Source organism: Burkholderia sp. LFS061 (genome assembly GCF_047978125.1).
Lineage (GTDB): Bacteria > Pseudomonadota > Gammaproteobacteria > Burkholderiales > Burkholderiaceae > Burkholderia > Burkholderia pyrrocinia_C.
Genome location: NZ_JBFPFS010000020.1, coordinates 90,020 through 114,650 on the forward strand (window position 1 = coordinate 90,020; position 24,631 = coordinate 114,650).

Consider the following 24,631-nt stretch of genomic DNA (forward strand, 5'->3'; position numbering starts at 1 on the left):
TCTTTGCAGCACTGCGGGCTAGTGTTGTCGGCACCGCCTTCCCGGTCAAATCCGCAGAAAAAGGGGAGTGTCATCACTCCCGCAAATGATGGTCGCGCCGGGCGCGCGGCCGTGCCCGCGCCCGGCACGCCGTCACCGCTCGATCTGCCGGTTCCAGCGCGTATCCCACTGCGCGCGGCGCGCGTTGATCGCGGCCCAGTCGACCACCGTCACCTTGCGCACCAGATCGTCGACATTGCCGAGGCTCTGCTGCATCCCGGCGGGCATCTTGGCGAGACGGTTGGTCGGGATCTGCTTGCCGGCCTCGGCGGCCTTCGTCTGCGCGGGCGCGGACAGCAGGAACTGCGCGAGCTTCTGCGCAAGCTGCGGATCGGGATTGTTCGCGACCACGCACAGGTCGACGAGCAGCAGCACCGGGCCTTCCTTCGGGTTCGCATACGCGACCGGAATGCCCTTGTCCTGCAGGTCGCCGACACCCGTCGGCGTGAGCGGGAACAGGCCGGCCTCGCCGGTCTGCACCATCTCGGAGATCTTCGCCGAGTTCGGGATGTACTCGACGACGTTCGGCCCGACCGTGCTCGCCCACTTGCTGAAGCCGGGCTCGACGTTCTGCTCGCTGCCGCCGAGCAGCCGGTTGATCGCGAGGAAGCCGTGCAGCCCGAACGTGCTGCTCGACGCCGACTGGAACACGACCTTGCCCTTGAATTTCGGATCGGCGAAATCCATCCACGACGTCGGCGGCGCCCAGCCTTTCTCCGCGAACAGCTTCTTGTTGTACGCGATGCCGGTCATGCCGAGCTGCACGCCCGCGCCGACGTCGTCCTTCATCCGCGCGAACGGGTACAGCTCCTTCAGCACCGGCGAGTCGTCGAGCTTCTGGCACACGCCGAGGCTGACCGCGCGCGCCATCACGCCGTCGTCGAGGAATGCGACGTGGATCTGCGGCTTGTTGCGGTTCGCGAGCAGCTTCGCGAGCACGTCCGACGACGTGCCGGGCACGACGACGACCTTCACGTTGTTCGCCTTCTCGAACTCGGGTAGCACCTGGCTCGTATAGGCCTTTTCCATCGGCCCGCCGTTCATGCCGATGTAGATCGTCTTCGTTTGCGCGAACGCGGGGGCGCTGGCGCCCGCGATGCAGAGTGCGGCGGCGGCCGCGATCGTACCGAGCAGTTTCATCGAGAGGTCTCCTCTTGGGGGAAAGGGGCGGTCGGCGCGGCTTGACGGAAGAAGCGGCCGATCGAGAATGCATCGAGTGGCGTGGCGGTTTCGCCGTTCGTGACGAGATCGGCGAGCACGTCGCCGACACCGGGCGCGAGCAGGAATCCGCCGCCGGAAAAACCGAATGCATGCAGCAGGTTCGGCGTCGTGCGGCTCGCGCCGATGATCGGGTTGTGGTCGGGCGTGCAGCCTTCGACGCCGCTCCACGTGCGGATCAGCAGCGCGTCGCGCAGCGCGGGCAGCAGCGCGCACGCGTCGCGCATCACCGCGCGCGTCGTGTCGACCGAAGGCTGGCCGAATTCGCCGTCGCCGCGGCCGCGGCCGCCGCCGATCACGCAATTGCCACGCGCGACCTGCCGCGCGTACACGCCGCCGCCGTACACGCCGAGGTTGTGCGCGATGAACGGCGGCAGCGGTTCGGTCACCCACATGTTCGGGTAGATCGGCTCCATCGGCACGGCTTCGCCGAAGCGCTCGGCGATCGTGTTCGCCCATGCGCCGGCCGAATTGATCAGCCACGTCGCGGTGCATGCGCGGCCGCCCGCTTGAAAGTGGAAACGCGTGCCGTCGTGCCGGACGTCGTCGACCGGCGTGTGCTCGAACACGTCCGCGCCCGCCGCGCGGGCCGCGCGCGCGAACGCGGGCGACACGAGGCGCGGGTTCGCATGGCCGTCGGTCTCGCACAGCGAGCCGCCGAGCGCCGCGCGGCCGAGCCACGGATAACGACGGCGGAACGCGTCGCCGCGCATCACCTGCAGCGGCAGGCCGTGCTCGCCGGCAAGCACGGCGTACGCGTCGAGCGCGTCGAGATCGGCGTCGCTGCGTGCGAGCCGCAAGTGGCCCGACACGACGAATTCGCCGTCGATGCCGATCAGCTCGGGCAGGCGGTCCCAGATGCGCCGCGCGCGCAGCGCGAGCGGCAATTGCTCGGCGGGGCGGCCCTGGCAGCGCACGCCGCCGTAGTTCACGCCGCTCGCCTGAGCGCCGCAGTCGCGCCGCTCGAACAGCCCGACGCGCAGGCCGCGCCGCGTCAGCGCAAGCGCTGCCGATGCGCCGACGAGGCCGCCGCCGACGATCGCGACGTCGTAATGACGGGCATCACTCATCGCGCGCCTCGTCGGGAATTGCCGCGACGTCGTCACCGGCGAGCGCGGCCGAGATCGGGAACGGCTTCACGGGCGGTTGCGCGCGCAACCGGCCGACCTCGGCGAGCGGCCGGCCGGTTTCGGCGGACAGAACGAGCGCGGCCGCGTCGCCGCACATGCGGCCCTGGCAGCGGCCCATCCCGACGCGCGTCAGCGCCTTCAGCCGGTTGAGTTCGGTCGCTGCGCCGCCACGGATGCAGCGGCGCAGCGTGCCCGCGTCGATCTCCTCGCAGCGGCACACGATCGTGTCGTCGGGGCAGCGCGCGGCCTGCTCGACGGGCGGCGCGAATGCCGCTTCGAGGCCCGCGCGGAATGTGCCAATGCGGGCGAGCGTGCGTTCGAGTGTCGCCGCGTCAGGCTTGCCGGATGGCGATGGCAATGCAATGTCGGCATCGTCGAGCAACGCAAGCGCCGCGCGCCGGCCCGACGCTTCGGCCGCGTCGGCGCCCGCGATGCCCGCACCGTCGCCCGCGACGTAAATGCCGCGCACCGACGTGCGGCCGGCCGCGTCGCGCTCGGGCAGCCATGCGCGGTTGACCGGATCGAACCCGAACCGGCAGCCGGCGAGATCGGCGAGCTGCGTTTCCGAACGCAGGCCGAAGCCGAGGCCGAGCGCGTCGCAATCGAGCACGCGCGGCCGCGCATCGTCACCGGCCGCGCGCCACGCGAGCCCCGTTACATGTTGTTCGCCGAGCACGCGTTCGAGCGTGATACCCGTTTCGATCGCGACGCCATGCGCGCGCAGCCAGCCGATGTAATAGAGCCCTTTCGCGAAGGTCGACGGCATGCGCAGCAGCGCGGGCGCGGCGGCGGCCTGGCGGCGCAGCGGGCTCGTGTCGAGCACGGCCGCGACTTGCGCGCCGGCCTTCGCATACTGGTACGCGACGAGATACAGCAACGGCCCGGTGCCCGCAAACACGATACGCCGGCCGATCGCGCAGCCCTGCGCCTTCAGCGCGACCTGCGCGCCGCCGAGCGTATAGACGCCCGCGAGCGTCCAGCCCGGCACGGGCAGCATGCGGTCGGTCGCGCCGCTTGCGACGATCAGGTGCGAGTACGGCACGGTGACTTCATGGCCGTCCTGCAGCGTATCGACGCGGCCCGCGCTGCATGCCCACGCGAGCGTGTTCGGCCGGTAGTCGACGTGCGGCAGCAGCGCGGCCATCGTCCGGTGCACGGCATCGGCTTTCCCGGCTTCGAATCCGTACAGCGCGTGCTTGCCGCGCGCGAAGCCGCCGTCGGCCGGCGGTTGACGATAGATCTGCCCGCCCCAGCGCGCGTTCTCGTCGATCACGACAGGGCGCAGCCCCGCGTCGACCAGTGCCTCGGCCGCACGCACGCCGGCCGGCCCCGCGCCGACAATGACCGGTTGCAGTGCGTCGCTCATTGCGTGTCTCCGGTCGCGGCCGATTGAACGGCGGTGAGAATCCGCATGCCTTCGACGATCGGCGTCGAGCACGCGCGCATGCGCGCGCCGGCCTCGGTGCGCACCCAGCAGTCCTGGCATGCGCCGATCAGGCAGAAGCCCGCGCGCGGCTGGCCGCTGAATTCGCTGACGCGCACGCGGCGCTGCGCGACGAGGATCGCGGTGAGCACGGTGTCGCCGGCAAGCGCGTGCGCGGGGCGGCCGTCGAGCGTGAACGCAACGGCGGCGCGCTCGCGTTCGGCGACGCGCACGAACTGCGCGTCGTCGGCCGGATCGTTTTTGGAGCGGGAAACGGGAGTCGACATCAGTGTTGACCAATCAGGATGCGGTTCAGGCCGTACACGCGATCGAGCAGCAGCATCGCGCCGGCGGTGATGAAGATGACGAGCGCCGACACCGACGCCATCATCGGGTCGATCGATTCGGTCGCATACATGTACATGCGCACGGGCAGCGTGACCGTCTGCGGCGACGTGACGAAGATCGACATCGTCAGTTCGTCGAAGCTGTTGATGAACGCGAGCAGCCAGCCGCCCGTGATGCCGGGCACGATCATCGGCAGCGTGATGCGGCGGAACGTCGTCCACGGGTCCGCGCCGAGCGAGCACGCGGCCTGCTCGATGCTGCGGTCGAGGCCCGCGACGGACGCGAGCACGAGCCGCATCACGAACGGCGTGATGACGATCATGTGCGCGAGCACGAGCCACGCGAACGAGCCGGTCGCGCCGATCAGCGCGAAGAAGCGCAGCAGCGCGATGCCGAGCACGAGGCCGGGGATCACCAGCGGCGACAGCAGTAGCCCGTTCAGGAACGCGCGGCCGGGAAACGCCGCGCGGCCGATCGCAAGGCCCGCCGGCAAACCGATCACGAGCGACAGCGTTGCCGACGCGAACGCGAGCTTCAGGCTGTTGAAGAACGCGGTGACGAAGTCGGGATAGTCGAGGATCGCGCGGAACCAGCGCAGCGACAGCCCGTGGGTCGGCAGCGTCAGCGTTTCGTCGGGCGTGAACGCGACCAGCACGACGATCGCGAGCGGCGCGAGCACGAACAGCATCACGAGCGTGTGGAACGCGAGGGCGAAGGGGCCGTTCTTTCTCATCGTGATGCGCCTCCGAGGCTGCGTGCGTAGCGGCGTTCGAGCACGCGGTAGTAGGTGAGCATCACGACGAGGTTCGCGACCAGCAGCAGCACCGCGATCGTCGCGCCGAGCGGCCAGTTCAGCGAGCCGAGGAATTCGTCGTAGACGGCCGTGGCCGCGACTTTCAGCCGGCGCCCGCCGAGCAGGCCGGGGATCGCGAACGCGCTCGCCGACAGCCCGAACACCATCAGGCTGCCCGACAGCACGCCCGGCATCAGCTGCGGCAGCACGATGCGGCGCAGCGTCGTGAACGGCGACGCGCCGAGCGACAGCGCCGCGTGCTCGGTCTGCGGATCGAGCCGCTGCAGCGCGGTCCACACCGGAATCACCATGAACGGCAGCATCACGTGCACCAGTGCGATCACGATCGCGAAGGTCGTGTATTCGAGCTTGTACGGCCCGAGGCCGGCGAGCCCGAGCGCCTGGTTCACGAGCCCGCTCGTGTTCAGCAGCATGCTCCAGCCGAACGCGCGCACGACCACCGACACGAGCAGCGGCGCGAGGATCGCGAGCAGGAACAGCGAGCGCCACGGGTCGCGCATCTTCGACAGCACGTACGCTTCCGGCGTGCCGATCGCGACGCAGATCGCGGTCGTCAGCGCGGCGATGCCGAACGTGCGCGCGAAGATCGTGTGGAAGTACGACGAGCCGAGCACTTCCGCGTAGTTGCCGAACTGGAGCGCGGCGATCGGCCCGGTGGCCGGGTCGTAGCGGTAGAACGTCAGCACGAACGTCATCGCGAGCGGCACGAGCACGAGCGCGGCGAACAGCACCAACGCGGGCGCGCACATCAGCCACAGCGGCGCATGCGCGCGCCACGTTGCGCGCACCGACGTACGCGGCGCACGGCGTGCGACGGCGAGGGCCGGCGCGGCGTCGGCGGACAGCGGGCGGGAAGGCTGTCGCATTCAGGCCTCCCGACGCATCACGCGCACCGCGTCGCTGTGCCAGTCGATGCCGACCGGCGCGCCTTCCGCGAGCGGCTCCGCGCCTTCGTTCTGGCAGCACACGAGCACTTCGCCGAGCGCGCTGTCGACGCGGTACAGCCACTGGCTGCCGAGGAAGAAGCGGCTCGTGACGGTCGCGGCGAAGCGGCCCGCATCGGGCGCGCACAGCCGCAGCTTCTCGGGACGGATGCAGACCGACACCGCATCGCCGACGCGCATGTCGCGCTCGCGCGGCGGCAGGTGCGCGGTGCGCCCGGTTTCGGCGAGGTCGTGCCCGAGGTCGATGCGGATCGCGTCGCCGTCGTGCGCGACGACCGTGCCGGGCAGCAGGTTCGCCTTGCCGATGAACTGCGATACGAAGCGGTTCTCGGGGCGCTCGTAGGCCTGGTACGGCGTGTCGATCTGCGTGACGCGGCCGGCTTCCATCACGACCACGCGATCGCTGATCGACAGTGCTTCCGATTGATCGTGCGTGACCATGATCGTCGTCGTGCCGATCTTGCGCTGGATCGCGCGCAGTTCGAACTGCATGTCCTCGCGCAGCTTCGCGTCGAGGTTCGACATCGGTTCGTCGAGCAGCAGCACCGGCGGCTCGATCACGACCGCACGCGCGATCGCGACGCGCTGCCGCTGGCCGCCCGACAGCTCGCGCGGAAAGCGGTGCGCGAGCGTATCGAGGCGCACGAGCGCGAGCGCCGCGCGGATGCGCTCCGCGCGCTCGGCCTTGTCGACGCCGCGCATGTCGAGGCCGAAGCCGACGTTCTCCGCGACGCTCATGTGCGGAAACAGCGCATAGCTCTGGAACACGATGCCCAGCCCGCGGCGGTTCGGCTTCAGGTGCGTGATGTCCTGCCCGTCGAGCGCGATGCGGCCGCGCGTGACGTCGACGAAGCCGGCGATCATCTGCAGCGTGGTGGTCTTGCCGCAGCCCGACGGCCCGAGCAGCGACACGAATTCGCCTTGTTCGACCGACAGGTTGACGTCGGCGACGGCGGTGAGTTCGCCGAAGGTTTTCGTCAGATCCGTAAGCGTGAGAAACGACATGGGGAGCTCCGGGTTCGCACACCGCATAGCCGGTGCGCCGATGACGCGGACTCTAGCCAGCCATATTTCGGAGCGTCAATTTCGAATTCTGCTGAACGGGATGAATTTCGAAAAAATTCCGTTGAACGGAACGGATCGACGTATCGCGCGCAAATCGTTCCGATGAATGAAGGGTGGCCGGGCCGCGAAACGGACGCGTCAATCCCGTACACACCCGGATGCCAGTGGAATTTCGGCCGGACGACAATGGCGGTTACCGTATTCCGTTCAATGAAATCGTCGAGGAGAGCCGGCATGCAGGAACCCCTTTCGTCCGGAATGCCCGGCACGCCCGCCGCGCGCGCGCCCGGCGCCGACGACGAAGCCGATCCGGCCGGCGTGCCGGGTACCGGCATGCTGCAGCGTGCGTTCGCGATCCTGCGTGCGCTGGCCGGCATGCAGCAGGACGGCGTGCGCGTCACGCATCTCGCGAAGGCCGTCGGCCTCACGCAGGGCACCGCGCACCGGATCCTGCAATCGCTGATCGCCGAAGGGATGGTCGAGCAGGACGAGCAGTCGAAGCTGTACCGGCTGAGCGTCGATTTCTTCGCGCTCGCCGCGCTGGCCGGCAACCCGAGCAGCATGCGTACGCTGTGCCGTCCCGCGCTGCTGCGGCTGTGCGCGAGCCTCGGCGAGACGATCTTCCTGCTCGTGAAGAGCGGCTTCGACGCGGTGTGTCTCGACCTGTGCGAAGGGCCGTTCCCGATCCGCTCGTTTACCGGCGACATCGGCGGGCGTATCGCGCTCGGCGTCGGGCAGGGCAGCCTCGCGATCCTCGCGTTCCTGCCCGAAGCCGAGCGCGAGGAAGTGATCCGCTTCAACGTGCCGCGTATCCGCGGCTACGGTGTGCTCGACGAGGTGTACCTGCGTACCGAGATCGAACGCGTGCGGCAACTCGGCTACGCGGGCCGCAACAGCGGTGTGCTCGACGGGATGGCCGGCGTCGCGGTGCCGATCCTCGATCGCACCGGTTACCCGGTCGGCGCGCTGAGCGTCGGCACGCTCGCGTCGCGGCTCGGCGACGACCGGATGCCGATGGTCGTCGAACTGCTGCGGCGCCAGGCCGACGCGATCGGGCCGCGCACCAACCCGTTCGACGCCGCGCTGCGGCGGCCGATGCACGGGTTATCCGGGAAAACCGTATAGCCGCGTCACGTCGATCATCGGGCGCTGCCCGGTGCCCGGGCTGATCGATGCGGCGAAGGCGCTGTCGATCGATCGCGAAGTCGGTCCGCTCGAAGCCGGGAAGCGCCGGCCGACATCATCCTCGTCGATCGGTTCCGCCCGCACATGATGCCGATGAACATGCCGGCGTATCGCGTGACGTGCTTCGCGAATGCGGCCGATGCGTGCATGACGATGGTCGGTGGAAGGGGCGACCTCGCGACCTTGCGCGTGAGGGTTTCGTCAGCGTCGGGCAACGCAACAATGCCGATGGTTGGCCGTCCGCGGACATGCTAGGATTTCTCTCAAACAACTCCGGAGACTGCTATGCCGTTCATCTGCGAAAACGTTGAATGTCGTGCCGTACTGGCTCGCGGGCAGGTCAGGTCCAAACACGAGGACGAAGGGTGGTGCTTCTACTGCCCGGACTGCAACGCCAGGAACGAGTTGAAGGATATTGGCGTTGCTGGCGGTCCTGTCGAGTTGGTACAACCTGAAAGATCCGATCTTCCGCACAAGGTCATTGCGACGGCCCGACCACTGGAGGACGGCAGATACGCCGCGCAATTGCGCGTTCAGCGGGCACTCGGCGTGAAAGGAACGTACGCGGCCGAAGAGCACTGGGAGCAGCTCGGTGTGTTCCCGGACCCGCAAGAGGCCGTAGCGCACGCGAAGTCTTTCGCAACGGATCTGCTGGAACGAACGGCCTAGTCGCGAGCGGCACGCTCGATTGCGCGATACCTGGCCATGCGCGGATCGGTACGGGAGGCCCACGACCGTGGGTCCGCGCGACAACCTGGTGCCCGGCGGCGTGCGCAACCGGGCAGCGAGTCACGCTGAATACCCCGCGAAACCCCAACGAGAGGTAACCCACCTCGTTTCACGCAGCCGCACTGACAGCGAGCTTGACGAATAGCCTGGCTGCTTCGTTGCCATGGGACAACGCACGCAGTGCGAGGGCGAGCGCCAGCTGTGCGTCGTGGGTGGCCGCGCTCCGATCCTGCTCGAAGAGTTTGACGGCGTGGCGCATGTGTTGCGCCGCTTGCGTGTGAAGCTCGACGGCCGCGGCATGAAGTTTTGCCACGTCCGCGGCACTTGCGCCCGCGCCGATCGACGATGGCGTTGTGGGTGGCGTATTGGCGCCGTGCGCGCCGGCGTCGTGCGCCTGATCGATTGCATGCAACGTGTGACCATGGGCCATCATCGCCTGATGTGCGGCATGGGCAAAGTCCTTGCCTTCCTCGAAATGCCGCGACGCCTCGCGGTGATGTCGCGCGGCCTGCTCGTGGTGTGACGCCGCGGCTTCGAGATGCCCTTTCTTGCTGTGCTTCGTGTTCATGCCGGCTCCCGTGCAACTTCAGGACTGATTCGGATGGCGACCTATGCGAAGACACGGTGGCGGGTCGCAGCGACGTTCTAATCTACACGCACTTGCGTCTTGTGTGGCATTTGCTTGTCGTGGGAAAGCGTTGGGCGAATCGGCCTGAGTTCGAAATGTTCCGGCGACGCTCCCTAATCTCGTTGATCCGCAAAGGCTTGTCGGATTTCTTGGTCGCAAGCACCCATACGCTGCGGAGCGCAGGATCAGAATCCCTTGGTCAGTTCGATGCCGCCATAAAAGGAACGCGGCTGGCCGCTCGTCTTCTTCACTCCGGCATAGAATCCAATGTCGAACTTATCGCCAATCTTGATGCCCGTTAGTACAAGGCCGCCTTGCGTGGCCCGATAGTCGGGGTCGCCGTGCTTGATTACTTCGACACCGGCCCACGCATCGCCAAACGTTCGATGCAGAAAGCGGGCTCGGCCCCAATATGATGCCGGCCCGATCGTGTAAGAACCAATCCCGTTAAAAGCCCAATCCTCACCGAAACGCTGCTCGCCCTGCAAACCAAGCGCGAGCCCCCACTGGCTGCCGTCGGCACGTGCGTTAGCACCGGGTGGCGTCACACGGTTATGGCGAAACCGTGGGCCGGTCGAAGCTTCAACCCATCCGCGTTGCCAGGCCGCCTGCGCGCCCAGGGCTACCTCGGCTGCCTGCCCCCTGACCTTGACGGTCGTTCCGTCCGTGCCGTACTGATAGTAATAGTCGCTGATCGCGAGCCGCTGGGTCAGGAAGCGACTGGAAAAAAATGGGGCCGTGACGCCGATGTATTCGTTGCGTTCACCTTGCTCGGCGATCGATGCGCCGGCAAATATCAACGGCTGTCCTGCGAGCGCCGACGGGCTAAATGGCAGGGCGCAAGCGACGATTGCAAGCGCCAGCCGGCGAGGCATTGCTCGATTGATCGGCGAGATCTTCGTCATTTTCGTTCCCGAGATTATGCAGCGTCAGCGCATGACGCGACGTGACGTTGTATAGATGCATTTGCCCGGTAGGCGTATCCAGGCTTCCGCTCAAACTCAATGAGAGGCGCTGCGTCGTTTCGCTGCCCGCCCGGCGCTGGTGCAAAAACACATCGAGGCTCGTGTCGAGTTCGCCGTTGCTGAGGATCCACCCCATGTCGCCCGTATCGCGTACCGCCGACACGACGGTAACGGGTACCGGATGAGTGTCGCGGGACTGGTTCAAGAATCCCGGTGCCCAATGACTACCCGCACCCAGTACGCTCGTATTGATGGGGGTGCCGCGCGCGAGACGCGTCAACAGGGTTGTCCGCTGGTCGGTCACGCCGCCCTGTTCGAATTGCAAACTGCTGCCAAACAGGAACGTCTCAAGCGGGCGACTCAGGTCCGCCGAGGCCCAGCTAAAGCGCAATCCGATCGTTCGATCGGAATGGGCGATGCCGCGATCGTCTCCGACGAACGTAACACTCGCCTTGGTACGTACGACGAGGTTCGGCAGGTGGATCTCGACCTCAGGGCAGCTTTCAGGCGACAACCGGGAGGGAACTTCTCCGTGGTAAAGCGCGCCGCTTGCCGAAAGATCCTCCGACAGGCCTAGAAACGACCTGCCGTCCAGCGTCAGCATCATCGGCATATGCAATGGGAAACGATATTCGGTGCGCCGGTTCTGCGCCCGGCGATGACTGAACCATGCAATGACACTCGCGGCTGCGATCGTGGCACACGCCCATACGGTGTTCGCGATGCCGGCGCCCACCGGTAACGTGCCGTGATACATCCGGTAGAGGCCGAACGGAATGCTCGACGCGGTCAGTCCTGCAACGATCAGCGACGGCAATAGCCAGAGCCAGGCGCGGCCTGCAAGCGATAATTCCTTGCTGGTGACCGAGAAACCGATCGTCCTGCGAAACAGGCCAACGGTCGTCAACATGAATGAGAAGAAGCGCACCATGCCGTACTGCTCACTCAGAAACAGCGCGCCGTAGCCCCGTGCCAGTTCCGTGTACATCAGCGACGAAAGCGCGTAGTACATCAAGAAATAGATCAGAAATTCGCTCACCGGCGCACTGATTGGCAGGATGCCAAAGAAGAAGACCGCGGGCGAAGTAATGAAGAAGACGAGCTTTTGCCATCCTTCGAAGTAAACGAGCATCGACGCAAAGTAGTTCAGTCGCTGCGCCAACGTCAGCCCAGGGCTGGAAAGAATGCGTTCGCGCCGAAGTACCTGCATACCGCCCATGCCCCAACGAATCCGCTGTTGCAGGTAGGTTTCAATGCTATGCGGGGCCAGGCCGAATGCAAGCGATTCCGGCTGATACACCGACCGATATCCCTGCTTGTGCAGCTTGATCGACGTGTGGATATCTTCGGTGACCGTCTCGGTCGCAAAGCCGCCGATCGCTTCCAGCGCGCTGCGGCGTAGCAGCGCGCAGCTACCGCAGAAGAAGGTCGAATTCCACGTATCCTTGCCGCGCTGGATAACCTTGAAGAAGAGCGACTGCTCGTTCCAGACGCGACGCCCTCCCATGCGATGGTTGAATGAATCGACGTTGTAGAAGTCCTGCGGTGTCTGTACGAACGCCACCATCGGATCTGCAAAGTAGCCCAGCGTCTTGTCGAGGAAGTCCTTGCGCGCTGCATGGTCCGCGTCGAAGATCGCGATGAATTCGCCATGGCTGTGTTTGAGGGCATTGTTCAGATTGCCGGCCTTCGCGTAACTGTTTTCACTTCGCGCAAGGTAGTCGCAGCCGAGTTCGCGTGCCAGCATCAGCATTTCCTCGCGATGGCCGTCGTCAAGCAACCAGGTCCGGTGCGGATATTCGATATTGAGTGCTGCCTGCAACGTGCGGCGAACCAGTTCGATCGACTCGTTATACGTCGGCACGAACACGTCGACGGTAGCATCGCGTAGCGGGGCTGGTACCGACCGTACGGCTAACCGGTAGGTCATCAAGAGGTACAGCAAGCCCGTGACGAAACCGAATAGTTCTGCGCCGTAGAGCGGGATCGAAAAAAACGGTAGATGCCAGTTGATGGCTGTCAGGCGCCAGCTGAAGTACCACAGTCCGCAGATCACGTAAGCAATCGCTATGACGGTGATATGGAGCGGCGGTTTTTCAAGGGTCAAATTGTTCATGTAGTGCCCCCATCGTGTCGGGTTCAACATCATTCCCGGCAGGAGAGAAAACCAAGCGTCATATAGTGCAACGGGGGCTCCGCTGGATGACCGGTAATACGCCACGTCACATATGCCGCGAAACGGCCTCCAGCGCGGCTGCCACGATCGCCATTCCACGAAACGCGGAACTCTCGAATTTGAGGGCGGTATCTTGAAGGAAAAACGGACCGGTGAGGACCAGCGCCAAGGCCTCGAGGAGCAAGCAGACATGAGCCGTGGTCACGAGCCCGACGGCCCGGGGGCGCTCGTCGGCGACGATAACGCGCTCATGCGCTCCTCAAAATTCTCATTGATTTCGCGAAGACCGGCGGGGGAGGGTTCCAGGACCGCAGTCAGGCGATCAGCTGCTCACGCCAGCGCGCGTAGCCGGACGCTCTGGTATCGCTGGCATTCATCTATCGATATGAAGTATAGGCCGGCGTGCCGGCGTCGGCGAACATTCGGCCGACATTTCGGTATCAAGGATTCCAAAGCGTCGCGTTGTTGCCGAATGTGTAATTCAGCGGACCTGGTAGTCGACGAAGTCAAGGGCTCGAATGCTGGCCAGCGGCTGATCCGAGTGGGCGCAACCCCTCCCGCAACCTGACCATGCCGCGTCCGACCCTCGATTCGCCATCAAGCGCGAATGAGATTCCCGGTCACTGAAGTTTGTCAGATCGATGCGCGCGACTATACTTCGATCGTCTGACGAAATTGGGCCAATCTTTGGGGCTGAGTTTGGTGCCAACACATGCACGGCCCGACATAGAGGGTAGCGCGGTGAGTCGACGTTGACGCATCGAACCAACATCGCTGCAAGCGTGGAGCGGCCGGAATCGTCCAACTGTCCTAAGCAATCGTGTATCTGCGGCTCGACCCGTCACCGTGGAGGCTTCGAGCGACCCCACGCCGCCGATCGGCTCGATACGAATGCGATCGCGCTGGGCGGGATCGATGCGTCCCTATACGTGTTCGGCGCACTTTTTGTCGGCGCAACACTTGAGATCCGTTCGATTCAGCGGCAACCGTTAGCGGGATTGCGGGGAGAACCTGGCATGCGTTTTCAATCTAGGCTTCACCACGGACAGGGGGAGGCACGGTCTGGGCCTCACGCCGGGGCTTACATGGAACCGCACTGGCTGCCCAGGGGCGTGCGCTCCGGCAGACACGGCGCGACGACGCCTGCAAAGGCGGGATCGTTGCCCTGGCCCCACCACTGGCACCGTCAAGGCTCCTGCGTGAGCGCGCAGAGCGATCCGGTCAATCGTCGCGTCCTCGTGATCAACGACAACGTTGCGGCGCACCAGAATTTCCGCAAGATTCTCGCTCGCCCACTGGACGGCGAAACTGCGCTGGCCGCAACCCAGGCGCCGTTGTTCGGCGAGGTTCCAGCCGGTCGCGCGGCGTTTCAGATCGATTCCGCCTATCAGGGTCGGGAAGCGCTGGAGCGGGTCGTGCGTGCGCTGGCGGAGAACAAACCCTATGCGATGGCCTTTGTCGACACGCACATGCTGCACGGTTGGGACTGCTTTCAGACCATCGAGCGACTCTGGCAAGTGGATCCGAAGCTGCAGTTTGCCCTATGCAGCCCGCATTCCGATCCCCCTTGGGGCACCCTGGCCAGGCGCCTGGGCGCAGACGACCGGCTGCTCATTCTCAAGAAGCCATTGAACAACATCGAGGTCCGTCAGACGGCGAGCGTGCTGACCACGAAGTGGCAGATGACGAAAGAGGCGGCCTTCAAGACGAGCGACCTGGAAGAGGTCGTCGAGGAAAGAATCGATGCGCTTGCCGAAGCCAACATCATCGTCCAGAACAGTCCGGTCATCCTTTACCGTCTGCGCGGCGTGCCGTCGTTTCCGCTCATCTACATATCGCATGACATCGCCAGGTTCGGCCACGACCGAGCTACCTTGCTCGCTTCGCCAGTCTGGGCCAACGAGCTTGTCGCGCCGGACGACCAGGCCAAAGTCGATGCGGCACTGGCGCGAGTACTGGACAAGGACACCGAAGGCGTTTCGATCGAGTTCCGCTTGCGCACTGGCGACGGCGCTTACCGTTGTGTCGAGAATCGCTATGTTCCGGTCCGCGACAAGGATGGACGGCTGATCGAAGTCGAAGGGATCATCATCGACATTGCCGAGCGCAAGGCAGCGGAGGAAAAGATCGCGCGGCTCGCTCACACCGATGCGCTCACGGGATTGGCGAATCGGGCCGGCTTCCTCGCGCGGGTGCGCCAGGCTTTCGCTGCAGCCCGACATGGCACCATGCCGTTTGCGATCTTGTTTGTCGCTCTCGACCGCTTCAGGCTGGTCAACGACAGACTGGGTTATCCGATCGGCGACCGGTTGCTTCGGGAGGTGGCGGAGCGTCTCGGGAATTGCGCTCGGGAAAGCGACCTGGTTGCCCGGATGGGCGGCGATGCGTTTGCCGTGCTGCAGGGCGAGATGGTCGAGCCGGCGGACGCCGGGGCACTGGCTGCGAAGCTCCAGGCGGCGCTGTCGGCTCCCTATCTGCTTGATGGCAACGATGTGCGGATTTCGGCGAGCATCGGCATCCGTGCGTACGTCCAGGGCGACAGTGGAGCGGACGCCATGCTGATGCAGGCCGATTTGGCGCTCCAGCGCGCGAAGCATCAGGGCGGCAACCGGTACCGCTTTCATTCTGACGAACTCGACCAGGAAGTACGCGAACGTGTCGCACTCGCCGACGACTTGAGAGGAGCGATGGATCGCGGCGAGCTGGAACTCCAGTACCAACCCGAGGTCGAGTTGTCCTCCGGAAACATTCTCGGAATGGAAGGGCTGGTTCGCTGGCATCACCCGACGCGGGGCCTCATTGCCCCCGGTGTGTTCATTCCGATCGCCGAGAGGGACGGCACCATGGCAGCGCTTGGGCGCTGGGTGCTGGATCAGGCGTGCCGGCAAATGAGGGCGTGGCGCGACGAGGGGGTGGCCCCGCTGATGATCGCGATCAATCTGTCTCTGTTCGAGCTCTGGAGTGCTCAAACGTTCGTGCGCGATGTCGCTGAAGCGGCCGCGAAGTGGCGTCTTGCCCCCTCCGATCTGGAATTCGACGTGACCGAGGCGACTCTGGCCAGGCTGTCGTGGGCACAAAGCGACATACTCCCGCAGTTGCATGCGCTCGGCGCGAAGCTTGCCATTGATGATTTCGGTAGCAATTACGCGTCATTTGAGTATGTCAAGGCGTATCGCGTGAACCATCTCAAGATCGCGCGATCCCTCATCCACCGGTCGACCAGCGATCCCGAGAGTGCGGCGACGATACGTGCCATCGTCACCTTTGCGCACAGTATCGGGATCGGCGTCATTGCCCAAGGCGTGGAGACCGAGCAACAGCGTGCGCTACTGGCTGCGACGAATCGGGCGACGAGCGCGCAAGGCTTCCGTTTCAGCGAAGCGGTGGGGGCCGCTCGCGCCAGCGAACTCCTGCGCCAAGGCCACATCGCGCCATGCGCGGCGCCTTGTCCGGAAGGGTAGGCGTTCGATTGTCGCGGCTGCACGTTCCGCACGGGTAACCGTTGACGAAAATCGAAAGCCGACACGCATAGCGCATCAATGGTGCCGGAGCCGACTGGCTGGTTTGGCCGATTCGGGTCGTCAAGCGACATCCGCGGCAATCCGCGAAGAATTTCTTGCATCGACGCCCCGATTGCCGGAAACGAAGCAGGGGCGTCGCGCGTTGATGCGCGACACCTTTTCGCGTTTTCCGCCGGCCGCTACCGGCCACCGCAAGTGCGGATTGCGGCGGGGTGGCGGGGGATCGTTACGCGGCCGATGCGTGTTCCGTGCCGGCTTGTTCGCGCGCCGCGACCAGCGTCCGGATGCGCGCGCGATCGGCGGCCGTTTCCGGCGTGAAAATCACGAGCGTCAGGTCGGGCCGGCCGTTTACCGCGAACGCCGAGTATTCGAGCGCGATCCGCCCGACGGCCGGATGGCGAATCTCCTTGGTACCTTCTTCGTGCGCGCGGATATCGTGGTCGCGCCACAGTGCATCGAACTCCGCACTCGTCGCACGCATTTCGTCGACGAAGGCCTGCACGGTTTGCGTTGCGCCGCCGCGCGCGCCGTCGGCGCGAAACGCGCCCACGGCGAACCGCGCGACCTGTTTCCAGTTCGACTGCGCATCGCGCACGCGCTGATCGACGAAGATCAGCCGCAGGATGTTGCGTCGCTCCGGCGGCAGCGTCGCATAGTCGGTCAGCGTCGCTGCCGCCGCGTCGTTCCATGCGACGACGTCCCACGTCGCCGAGCGCACGATCGCGGGGCTCGCTTCGAGCGAATCGAGCACGTGCTGCAGGCGGGGCGTCACGCTGTCGGTCGCGTGGTAGCGCACTTCGGGCGGATGGCCGACGCCGATCAGGAACAGGTGCTCGCGTTCGGCGTCGTTCAGCATCAGCGCATTCGCGAGCCGGTCCAGCACGTCGGCTGACGGCGCACCGCCGCGCCCCTGTTCGAGCCACGTGTACCACGCGGCGCTCACGTGCGCGCGCTGCGCGACTTCCTCGCGCCGCAAGCCCGGTGTGCGGCGGCGCGCGACGGGCAGGCCGAGCGCGGCCGGGTCGAGTTTCTCGCGGCGATCCCGAAGGTACGCGCCGAGCAGGTTGTCGGGTGCGTCTGCCATAGCCTGTTAGTTCGTTTACCGGTAAACCGTCACGTCTTCACCGCGAGCGGCCGTCGACAGATAGTAATCCTCCATTCCATCCGGAGGTGCTGAACATGCGTGTCTTTGTCACTGGAGCATCGGGATTCGTCGGCTCAGCCGTCGTTGCCGAACTCGTTGCCGCCGGCCATTCGGTGCTCGGGCTTGCACGGTCCGATGCGGCCGCCGCGTCGGTTGCAGCCGCAGGCGCCGATGTCCATCGCGGATCGCTGGAGGATCTCGACAGCCTGACGCGCGGCGCCGAGGCCGCCGATGCCGTGATCCACACGGGATTCAATCACGACTTTTCGCGCTTTGCGCAGAACTGCGAACTCGACCGCCGCGCGATCGAGACAATCGGTGCGGTGCTCGCGGGCTCGGCGCGGCCACTCGTCGTCACGTCGGGCCTGGCGCTCGTCGCGCCCGGCCGCGCAGCGACCGAGGACGATCCGCACGTGCCGGTTTCGGCGGCCTATCCGCGCGCATCCGAAGCCACTGCGGTCGCGCTCGAAGCGCGTGGCGTGCATGCGTCGGTCGTGCGCCTGCCGCCGTCCGTGCACGGCGACGGCGATCACGCGTTCGTGCCGCACCTGATCGCGGTCGCGCGGGAGAAGGGCGCATCGGCCTATCTCGGCGATGGCGGCAATCGCTGGCCGGCCGTGCACCGGCTCGACGCGGCACGCGTGTACCGGCTCGCGATCGAGCGCGGCGCGGCCGGCGCGCGTTATCACGCGGTCGACGATACGGGGGTGCCGATGCGCGAGATCGCTGAGGTGATCGGCCGGCGGCTGAACGTGCCGGTCGTCGCGAAATCGGCGGCGGAAGCGGGCGAGCACTTCGGCTGGTTCGCGATGTTCGCGGGGATGGATGCGCCCGCAACCAGCGAGCGCACGCGTGCATGGCTCGACTGGGCGCCGACGCAGCCGGGGCTGATTGCCGATATCGACCGGCCGCGATATTTCGAAATCTGAGCGGGCGACGCGCACGTGACCGTCGGTACGGCGCCGATCGTGCGCGCGGCCATGCTCGAATTCTTCAGCGTGCCGATCCGCACGACGCAGTCGATGCCTTCGCCGATCGGGGCGGACGCTCGCTTGCGTCGAGTTGGATCTGCGACTGGGCTGCCGGAAGTCGGGCCGCGCCGGAATGACGACCGTCTTCGCGAGCGCGGCCGCGATGCCGAAGCGCAGCCGGTCCTTCGGCGCCGCACGTCATTCGACCGGATGCAGATCCTGCAGCAGCGTCGGCACGAGTTCCGACACGGTCGGGTGGATGTGCATCGCGCGGCTGATCGTCGTGTACGGCGCGCCCGCGGCCATCACGTCGAGCATCCCGTGCACGACCTCGTCGCCCGTCACGCCGAGGATCGACGCGCCGAGGATCGCGTGGCTGTCCGCGTCGACGATCACTTTCATGAAACCCTGGCTTTCGCCTTTTTCGACCGCACGGCCGACGCGCGTCATCGGGCGCGTGCCGACGAGCAGCCTGCGGCCCGTCTGCTTCGCTTCCGCGAGCGTCATGCCGACGCGGCCGAGCGGCGGATCGATATACATCGCGTAAGCCGCGATGCGGTCGGACACCTTGCGCGGATCGGCGTCGAGCAGGTTGGCCGCGACGATCTCGTAGTCGTTGTACGCCGTGTGCGTGAACGCGCCGCGCCCGTTGCAATCGCCGAGCGCCCAGATGCCGGGCACGTTCGTGCGCAACTGCTCGTCGACGTCGATATAGCCGCGCGCGTCCGTCTCGACACCCGCACGGTCGAGCCCGAGATCGTCGGTGTTCGGCACGCGCCCGACCGCGAGCAGCAGATGCGAGCCCTCGACCTCGCGGCCGCCGCCGGCGCAGTCGAGGCCGACCGCGATGCCGTCGCCGTCGCGCCGCGCGCTCAGGCAGTTCGCGTCGAGCTGCACGTCGATCCCTTCGTTTTCGAGGATCTCGCGTACGGCTTGAGATACATCGTCGTCCTCGCGGCGGATCAGGCGCGAGCCCTTCTCGACGATCGTGACCTTCGACCCGAAGCGGCGGTACATCTGGCCGAATTCGAGCCCGACGTAGCTGCCGCCGACGATCACGAGATGCTCGGGCAGGAAGTCGACGTCCATCATCGTCGAGTTGGTGAGGTATGGCACCGAGTCGAGGCCCGGCATCGCCGGCACCTGCGCGCGTCCGCCGACGTTGATGAAGATGCGTTCCGCTTCGAGCAGTTCGTCGCCCACGCGCACCGCGTCGGCGCGCTCGAATCGGGCATGACCCTGAAACACGGTCGTGTTCGCGAGGCCGCGCACCCATTGTTCGACGCCATGGTTCGAGCGGCCGGAGATCTGGTCCTTGCGCGCCTTCACGGCTTTCATGTCGACGGTGACGGCGCCGCCGACCGACACGCCGTATTCGGCGGCGCGCCGAGCGAGTTGTGCGGCGTATGCGCTCGCGATCAGCGTCTTGGTCGGAATGCAGCCGGTGTTCACGCAGGTGCCGCCGAAGCGGCCGCGTTCGACGATCGCGACTTTCATCCCGGCGGCGGACAGCCGCGCGGCGAGCGGCGGGCCGGCTTGCCCGGTGCCGATGACGATTGCATCGAAGTGTTGCGTCATGACGTCCTCCTGCGTGGGTGCAACGAGGGAAGGCGTGCGGGCGAGCCGCGTGCGGCGGCGCACGGTCGCGCGACGGCGAGCGCCTTATGGTAGTCCTGTTGGCGTGCGCTCGCGAGCACCGGAAGGGCGGGCGACGCAGGGAGCGCGACAGACGGGCCACGCGCCGGTGCGGGTACGAGGCGGCCGGCGCGCGGCGCAACGGGTCGCAGCGCGTTGCGCCGGTCGCTTCAGTCCTTGCGTTTCCATTGACCGAACGTGATCGGCCGGTGCGAGTCGGCGCGCGTGACGGTGACGCGGTCGGGCTTGTCTTCGAGCGGAAACGAATCTGTGACGATCCGGTTTGAAAATACCCAGCCGTGCGTGCGCGGGTCGTAGCGGAACGTCACGTAGTCGCTCCAGTGCTGCCCGCATGCGACGAGGTTCTGCACGGTGAAATAGCGGCCTTTTACGGAGAGGCCGTCGTCGGCGAACTCGAACGGATCGCACTGGCCGCCTTCGTTCGCGCGCAGGACGACCTGGTCGTTGCGCGCGGCGAGCCGGAACGTGTGGTCGGGCTGTTCCTCGTAGATCAGCAGCGGGCGCGGCGACGGCTGCTCGCGCGTGTCGGTCGAGCGATGCACGACGACCAGAAAGCTGTGCAGCCCGTTGCCGAGATCGGGCCCGGCTTGCGCGAGCAGCGGCTGGTAGCCGGGCGGCAGTTGCGTGGCGATCGACTTCGGCAGGTCGCCGGCCCATGCGTTGAACGAGAGTGCGGCGAGCAGCGGGACGAGGGCCCGGCGTGTTGTCGTGCCGATCGCGGATCCCGCCCGGAAAACCCGGTGCCCGGCACTGGATTGAAGGCGAACGACGACACGGGCATCGTCGGGATAACGGGCGGCGCGGATCTCGATCATGGGCGTCGGCGCGGGATGGCGGGAAAGAGGGCCAGCATAGCAGCGCGCGGCCGCTTTCGGTCACGCGCGAAGCGTGCCAGAATCGGCAGCTCGACCGTCGGAAACGACACGCAGGCGCCGGCGCATCGGCGTCGCTGACCAAGGAGACTTCGATGACCGCATCGGCTGCCGTACTTGCGATCCTGGCCGCGCTGTGGCTAGGCGCGATGATTCCGGGCCCGAGCTTCGTGCTGGTTGCCCGCAATTCGATCGGACTGTCGCGCCGCGACGGGCTCGCCACCGCGCTCGGCATGGGCATGGGCGGCATCGTGTTCGGCGGCGTCGCGCTGGCCGGACTCTATACGCTGCTGCAGGCCGTCGAATGGCTGTACGTGGGCCTGAAGATCGCGGGCGGCGCGTACCTGATCTACATGGCGTCGAAGATCTGGCGCGGCGCCGACCGGCCGATCGCGATGGACGATCCGCAGGCCGTGGCCGGCGGCAGCGCGCGCAAGTCGTTCTGGACGGGCCTCACGACCCAGCTCAGCAACCCGAAGACGGCGATCTGGTACGGCAGCATCTTCGCGGCGCTGCTCCCCCAGCATCCGCCGCTGTGGTGCTACCTCGCGCTGCCGCCGCTCGTGTTCGGCGTCGAGTTCGGCTGGTACACGATCGTCGCGCTGTGCTTTTCCACGCGCCGGCCGCGCGAGCTCTACCTGCGCGCGAAGAAATGGGTCGACCGCATCGCGGCCGGCGCGATCACGCTGCTCGGGCTGCGGCTGATCCTGAATGCACCGAAAGCGGGGATCTGACGGCTTCCACCCTTGGTCTGCATCGCATGGTGGCCGGCCATTCATTTGGTCGGCCGCCGGAGCGAACTGCCCGAACCGCGCACCACGCTTCCGGAAACGCGTTCTTCTTCCTCATGACACACCGGGCGATGCGCCCGGCGCTCCGATCCCGGCGGCTCGCCGAGCCGCCGACGACGGTGGTTCCGGCCACCTGCCACCGCCCGCGGAGCCTTGCGCGACGGGCGTTCGCGTGTGTCGCCCGGTGCGCCGGACGGCGCTGCTTCCCCGATTCTGGCGGTCGCCTCCCCGACGACGTGTAAACTGCTGCCTTTTTTGACGGTTTGCAGCATGGTGCAAGCTCCTCCGCGCCCGGCATTGAGCGGTCCGACCCTCGTCCGGCTGCTCGCGCGCCTGGCCGATGCCGACGTCGCGGAATCCCGGCAGACGCTGTCCGACCGGCTGAGCCAGTGGCTCGGCTGGACCGACGCGATCACGCTGTCGTCCGCGCTGAGCACGAGCCCGCCCGGCGTCGCGGCCGGCGTGCGCGGCTACGACGCGGAGCGCGACTGCGCGCGCGTGCGCCACGATCTCGCGCAGGCGATCACGGCCACCAACCGGCCGCGTACGCGGCGCCGGCCCGGCGACATGCCGCCGCCGGCCGCCGACACGGCCGATTTCGCGGACTTCCGCCAGCGCTATCTGTCCCTGCAGCAGGAGATGGAAACGGCGATCGGCCAGTTGCGCGGCCGCTTGCGGGTCGCGCTCGCCGCGCGTTCGTCCGGGATGGCGCGGCTCGCGACGCTCGACACGATCATGGAGCGCGTGCTCGGCGTGCGCGAGCGCAGCCTGCTGTCGGCCGTGCCCGTGCTGCTCGGCACGCGCTTCGGGCGGCTGCGCGAAGCGGAACGGCAAGCGCTGGCCGATGCCGAATCCGCTGCTGCAGCCGACCCGGCCGAAGCGGCCGATGACGGCGCGGTTGCCGGCGGCACGGCCGTCGCGGCGATCGTGCCCGGCGCATGGCTCGACACGTTTCGAGACGAAATGCAGAGCATCCTGCTCGCCGAACTCGAAGTCCGGTTTCAAACGGTAGACGGGCTGCTCGCGGCCCTTCGCACCTGCTAATCAACACGCTCTATGTCCAGAATTCGCATTGATCTCGTTGTCTTCGTCGCCGGTCTGCTCGCAGTGGGCTGGATCGGCGTCGGCTATGTCGCGTCGAACCCGCTGGCGACGGCCGTCACGCTGCTGATCGGCGCGTGCTATGTCGCCGGCGCATGGGAACTGCTGCGCTACCGGCAGGCGACCGCCACGCTGTCGCGCGCGGTCGCGGGCCTGGCCGAGCCGCCGGCGAAGCTCGACGCGTGGCTCGACACGCTGCACCCGGGCCTGCGCGGCGCCGTGCGTGCGCGTGTCGAAGGCGCGCGCGTCGCGCTGCCGGGCCCGGCGCTCACGCCGTATCTGGTCGGCCTGCTGGTGCTGCTCGGCATGCTCGGCACGCTGCTCGGGATGGTCGTGACGCTGAAGGGCACAGGCGCCGCGCTCGAAAGCGCGACCGATCTCGACGCGATCCGCGCATCGCTGATCGCGCCGGTGAAGGGGCTCGGCTTCGCGTTCGGCACGTCGATCGCCGGTGTCGCGACGTCCGCGATGCTCGGGCTGCTGTCCGCGCTCGTGCGCCGCGAGCGGATCGACGTAGCGCAGCAGCTCGACGCGAAGATCGCGACGACGCTGCGCGTGCATTCGTCCGCGCACCAGCGCGACGAATCGTTCCGGCTGCTGCAGCGCCAGGCCGACGTGATGCCGGCGCTGGTCGACCGGCTGCAGACGATGATGACGACGCTCGAGGCGCGCAGCGTCGCGCTGCACGATCGCCAGCTCGAAAGCCAGCAGGCGTTTTTCGACCGGACCGAGCGCGCGTATGCGGGCCTCGCGTCGAACGTCGGCGACGCGCTGAAGGAAAGCGCCGCCGAGAGCGCGCGCGTGGCCGGCGCCGCGCTGCAGCCGGTCGTCGCCGCGACGATGACGGGGCTCGCGCAGGAGATGGCCGCGCTGCGCGACACCGTGACGGGCGCCGTGCAGCGCCAGCTCGACGGGCTGACGGACGGCTTCGAGAAGACCACCGGCAACGTGACGGCCGTCTGGAACCGCGCGCTCGACGAACAGCGCCGCGCGGGCGATGCCGTCGCGCAGCAACTGCAGACGACGCTCGGCCAGTTCACCGACACGTTCGCGCAGCGTTCGACGGATCTGCTCGACGGCGTCGCGACGCGCCTCGAATCGACCGAAGGCCGCCTGTCGGACGTGTGGCGCGAAGCGCTGTCGCGCCAGGAGCAGGTCGGCGAGACGCTGGCCGGCCAGCACGCACGCGCGCTGGGCGAAGCGGCCGCGACGTTCGAGCGGCATTCGAGCGCGACGCTCGCCGCGATGCGCGAGTCGCACGCCGGGCTGCAGACCGAACTGGCCGCGCGCGACGAACAGCGCCTCGCCGCGTGGAAAGACTCGCTGGCCGCGATGGCCGCGAAGCTCGGCGACGAATGGCAACGCGCGGGCGTGCATAGCGCGGGCCGTCAGCAGGAAATCTGCGATGCGCTTGCGCAGACGACGCGCGATCTCACTACGCAGGCTTCGACCTTCGAGCGACGCTCGAACGAACTGTTGTCGACGATTCGCGATTCGCACACGGGCCTGCAAACGCAACTCGCCGCACGCGACGAAGAACGCCTGTCTGCCTGGAACGACTCGCTGGCCGCGATGGCGACGAAGCTTGGCGACGAATGGCAGCGCGCAGGCGTGCACAGCGCAGGCCGTCAGCAGGAAATCTGCGATGCGCTCGCACAAACGACGCGCGACCTCACCACGCAGGCCGCGACGTTCGAACAACGCTCGAACGAACTGTTGTCGACGATTCGTGATTCGCACACGGGCCTGCAGACGGAACTGGCCGCACGCGACGAAGAACGCCTGTCTGCGTGGAACGATTCGCTGGCCGCGATGGCGACGAAGCTTGGCGACGAATGGCAGCGCGCAGGCGTGCACAGCGCAGGCCGTCAGCAGGAAATCTGCGATGCGCTCGCACAAACGACGCGCGAC

The 24,631-nt window shown here is 66.8% G+C and carries 21 protein-coding genes; 7 read left to right on the plus strand and 14 right to left on the minus strand.

Annotated features, from left to right (window positions below):
- Positions 1–132: 132 nt before the first annotated feature.
- The 7 genes from ACNQQL_RS19185 to ACNQQL_RS19215 are packed head-to-tail and all read right to left on the minus strand — an operon-like array spanning position 133 to position 6,921.
- Positions 133–1,179, minus strand: coding sequence for an ABC transporter substrate-binding protein (locus ACNQQL_RS19185; RefSeq protein WP_347065104.1), 1,047 nt, complete (start codon positions 1,177–1,179; stop codon positions 133–135).
- A complete protein-coding gene (locus tag ACNQQL_RS19190) occupies positions 1,176–2,327 on the minus strand; it encodes an FAD-binding oxidoreductase (protein ID WP_347065105.1) in 1,152 nt (383 codons plus the stop codon). Before ACNQQL_RS19190 ends, ACNQQL_RS19185 begins: the two co-directional genes overlap by 4 nt.
- Positions 2,320–3,753 (minus strand): NAD(P)/FAD-dependent oxidoreductase, encoded by a 1,434-nt coding sequence (locus tag ACNQQL_RS19195; protein WP_347065106.1) that lies wholly within the window; start codon positions 3,751–3,753, stop codon positions 2,320–2,322. Before ACNQQL_RS19195 ends, ACNQQL_RS19190 begins: the two co-directional genes overlap by 8 nt.
- Positions 3,750–4,097 carry a (2Fe-2S)-binding protein gene (locus tag ACNQQL_RS19200; RefSeq protein WP_347065107.1) on the minus strand — a complete coding sequence of 116 codons (348 nt, stop codon included), beginning with the start codon at positions 4,095–4,097 and terminating at the stop codon, positions 3,750–3,752. The genes ACNQQL_RS19195 and ACNQQL_RS19200 overlap by 4 nt, the downstream gene beginning before the upstream one ends.
- Positions 4,097–4,891: an ABC transporter permease gene (locus tag ACNQQL_RS19205; protein ID WP_347065108.1), complete on the minus strand. Its 795-nt coding sequence runs from the start codon at positions 4,889–4,891 to the stop codon at positions 4,097–4,099. The genes ACNQQL_RS19200 and ACNQQL_RS19205 overlap by 1 nt, the downstream gene beginning before the upstream one ends.
- Complete coding sequence (locus ACNQQL_RS19210; protein WP_347065109.1) at positions 4,888–5,838, minus strand: ABC transporter permease; 951 nt, start codon at positions 5,836–5,838, stop codon at positions 4,888–4,890. Before ACNQQL_RS19210 ends, ACNQQL_RS19205 begins: the two co-directional genes overlap by 4 nt.
- The gene (locus tag ACNQQL_RS19215) at positions 5,839–6,921 is read right to left on the minus strand and encodes an ABC transporter ATP-binding protein (protein ID WP_047901618.1); all 1,083 of its coding nucleotides are present in this window, start codon (positions 6,919–6,921) and stop codon (positions 5,839–5,841) included.
- A 294-nt stretch (positions 6,922–7,215) separates the two neighbouring features.
- Here ACNQQL_RS19215 and ACNQQL_RS19220 point away from each other — a divergent pair, with 294 nt between their 5' ends.
- Both ACNQQL_RS19220 and ACNQQL_RS19225 read left to right on the plus strand, forming a co-directional pair.
- On the plus strand, positions 7,216–8,106 hold the full coding sequence (locus ACNQQL_RS19220) for an IclR family transcriptional regulator (RefSeq protein WP_310131256.1): 891 nt from the start codon (positions 7,216–7,218) through the stop codon (positions 8,104–8,106).
- A gap of 345 nt (positions 8,107–8,451) precedes the next feature.
- Positions 8,452–8,835, plus strand: a complete 384-nt coding sequence (locus ACNQQL_RS19225; protein ID WP_072442138.1) for a hypothetical protein — start codon at positions 8,452–8,454, stop codon at positions 8,833–8,835.
- A 169-nt stretch (positions 8,836–9,004) separates the two neighbouring features.
- On the opposite strand, the gene ACNQQL_RS19230 is transcribed toward ACNQQL_RS19225, so the two are convergent.
- The 3 genes from ACNQQL_RS19230 to ACNQQL_RS19240 form a co-directional block, all read right to left on the minus strand.
- Positions 9,005–9,463, minus strand: a complete 459-nt coding sequence (locus ACNQQL_RS19230) for a hypothetical protein (RefSeq protein ID WP_347065110.1) — start codon at positions 9,461–9,463, stop codon at positions 9,005–9,007.
- 245 nt (positions 9,464–9,708) lie between these two features.
- The gene (bcsS, locus tag ACNQQL_RS19235) at positions 9,709–10,428 is read right to left on the minus strand and encodes a cellulose biosynthesis protein BcsS (protein ID WP_347065111.1); all 720 of its coding nucleotides are present in this window, start codon (positions 10,426–10,428) and stop codon (positions 9,709–9,711) included.
- The gene (locus ACNQQL_RS19240; protein ID WP_347065112.1) at positions 10,349–12,604 is read right to left on the minus strand and encodes a glycosyltransferase; all 2,256 of its coding nucleotides are present in this window, start codon (positions 12,602–12,604) and stop codon (positions 10,349–10,351) included. The genes bcsS and ACNQQL_RS19240 overlap by 80 nt, the downstream gene beginning before the upstream one ends.
- 1,259 nt (positions 12,605–13,863) lie before the next feature.
- Between ACNQQL_RS19240 and ACNQQL_RS19245 the strand changes: the two genes are divergently transcribed.
- Positions 13,864–16,125: an EAL domain-containing protein gene (locus ACNQQL_RS19245; RefSeq protein WP_347065113.1), complete on the plus strand. Its 2,262-nt coding sequence runs from the start codon at positions 13,864–13,866 to the stop codon at positions 16,123–16,125.
- Between the two features lie 286 nt (positions 16,126–16,411).
- Here ACNQQL_RS19245 and ACNQQL_RS19250 read toward each other — a convergent pair whose 3' ends face one another.
- Entirely contained in the window at positions 16,412–17,269 is an 858-nt protein-coding gene (locus ACNQQL_RS19250) for a helix-turn-helix transcriptional regulator (protein WP_347065114.1), read from the minus strand.
- A 95-nt stretch (positions 17,270–17,364) separates the two neighbouring features.
- On the opposite strand from ACNQQL_RS19250, the gene ACNQQL_RS19255 reads away from it, so the two are divergent.
- On the plus strand, positions 17,365–18,258 hold the full coding sequence (locus ACNQQL_RS19255; protein WP_347065115.1) for an SDR family oxidoreductase: 894 nt from the start codon (positions 17,365–17,367) through the stop codon (positions 18,256–18,258).
- A gap of 240 nt (positions 18,259–18,498) precedes the next feature.
- On the opposite strand, the gene ACNQQL_RS19260 is transcribed toward ACNQQL_RS19255, so the two are convergent.
- On the minus strand, positions 18,499–19,878 hold the full coding sequence (locus ACNQQL_RS19260) for an FAD-containing oxidoreductase (RefSeq protein WP_347065116.1): 1,380 nt from the start codon (positions 19,876–19,878) through the stop codon (positions 18,499–18,501).
- 227 nt (positions 19,879–20,105) lie between these two features.
- Positions 20,106–20,771, minus strand: a complete 666-nt coding sequence (locus ACNQQL_RS19265; RefSeq protein WP_347065117.1) for a hypothetical protein — start codon at positions 20,769–20,771, stop codon at positions 20,106–20,108.
- 152 nt (positions 20,772–20,923) lie between these two features.
- On the opposite strand from ACNQQL_RS19265, the gene ACNQQL_RS19270 reads away from it, so the two are divergent.
- Entirely contained in the window at positions 20,924–21,562 is a 639-nt protein-coding gene (locus ACNQQL_RS19270) for a LysE family translocator (protein ID WP_072442127.1), read from the plus strand.
- Between the two features lie 41 nt (positions 21,563–21,603).
- On the opposite strand, the gene ACNQQL_RS19275 is transcribed toward ACNQQL_RS19270, so the two are convergent.
- Positions 21,604–21,891, minus strand: a complete 288-nt coding sequence (locus ACNQQL_RS19275) for a hypothetical protein (protein ID WP_347065118.1) — start codon at positions 21,889–21,891, stop codon at positions 21,604–21,606.
- Here ACNQQL_RS19275 and ACNQQL_RS19280 point away from each other — a divergent pair.
- Both ACNQQL_RS19280 and ACNQQL_RS19285 read left to right on the plus strand, forming a co-directional pair.
- Positions 21,890–22,663, plus strand: a complete 774-nt coding sequence (locus ACNQQL_RS19280) for a DUF3348 domain-containing protein (protein WP_347065119.1) — start codon at positions 21,890–21,892, stop codon at positions 22,661–22,663. The two genes, ACNQQL_RS19275 and ACNQQL_RS19280, sit on opposite strands and share 2 nt — an antisense overlap.
- A 12-nt stretch (positions 22,664–22,675) precedes the next feature.
- On the plus strand, positions 22,676–24,631 hold a 1,956-nt coding region (locus ACNQQL_RS19285), incomplete at its 3' end, for a DUF802 domain-containing protein (RefSeq protein WP_347065120.1).